1 protein-coding gene is annotated in these 1037 nt (G+C 68.3%); it reads left to right on the top strand.

The genetic code is table 11. The features are described 5' to 3' along the window. The first annotated feature begins 83 nt into the window (after nucleotides 1-83). Nucleotides 84-803: an alpha/beta fold hydrolase gene (locus ACFPZI_RS33350; RefSeq protein ID WP_381370915.1), complete on the top strand. Its 720-nt coding sequence runs from the start codon at nucleotides 84-86 to the stop codon at nucleotides 801-803. Nucleotides 804-1037 lie beyond the last annotated feature (234 nt).

Here is a 1037-nt window from a genome sequence, read left to right as displayed (position 1 = left end):
CGAAGATCACAAGCGGCAAACATCCAGGTCAGACACTTGATCGCTTGAAAAACAGCTTCTGAGTCCGAGGAGACAACGCACACATGACCACCTCCGTGCCCACGGTCGTCCTGGTCCATGGCGCGTTCGCCGACGCGGCCAGCTGGTCCGGGGTCATCGCGGAATTGCAGGGCCATGGCATTGCCGTGATGGCCCCGCCGAACCCGTTGCGTGGCCTTGCGGCCGACGCCGCTTACGTTGCCTCCGTTGCCTCCCAGATCGATGGTCCCGTCGTACTGGTCGGCCACTCCTACGGCGGTGCGCTCATCACCGTGGCCGGCACCGCCGACAACGTCGTCGGGCTGGTCTACGTGGCCGCCTATGTCCTCGAGGAGGGCGAGAGTCTCGGTGAACTTCAGGGCCGCTTCCCCGCCTCGCCGCTGGTGAGCAACCTCAAGCAGTGGACCTATCCGGTCGCGGACGGTGACCCTGCTGTCGAGGTCACCATCGCCGAGGAGGTCTTTCCGTCGGTCTTCGCCGCCGATGTGCCGGCGGAGGTCACGAAGGTCCTCGCGACGGCTCAGCGGCCGCTCGCCGCCGCGGCCTTCGGAGAGACAGCCACCGCCGCCGTATGGAAGGCCAAGCCGTCCTGGGCACTGGTGGCCGGCGCGGACCAGGCCATCAACCCCGAGGTGGAGCGCTTCGCCGCGAAGCGCGCAGGGGCGACCGTCGTCGAGATCGAGGGCGCGTCGCACGCCGTCGCCGTCTCCCGTCCCAAGGAGGTCGCGGATCTGATCCGCGAAGCGGTACGCGCGACGAGCTGACAGGCGGTAGGGACAGCTACGCGGAACACTCCCCGCACCGCGTCCGTGCGGCTCGGTCGTCGTGCCTCCCGGACCGCACGGGTCGCGGGCAGCGATCTCAGTTGCCGGGCCTTGAAATCTGTAACCTGGCGGGCGGTGAACCGCGCGCCGCTCCGAGGGTGGGGATGCCTTTTCGGTGCAATGCCCGCCAGAGGGTCTCGCTCGGGTGTGGTTGGCTCAAGCTCTGCCGGACGG

Source organism: Streptomyces chlorus (genome assembly GCF_042655885.1).
Classification (GTDB): Bacteria; Actinomycetota; Actinomycetes; order Streptomycetales; family Streptomycetaceae; genus Streptomyces; species Streptomyces chlorus.
This window is presented reverse-complemented; position numbering and strand designations above follow the sequence as displayed.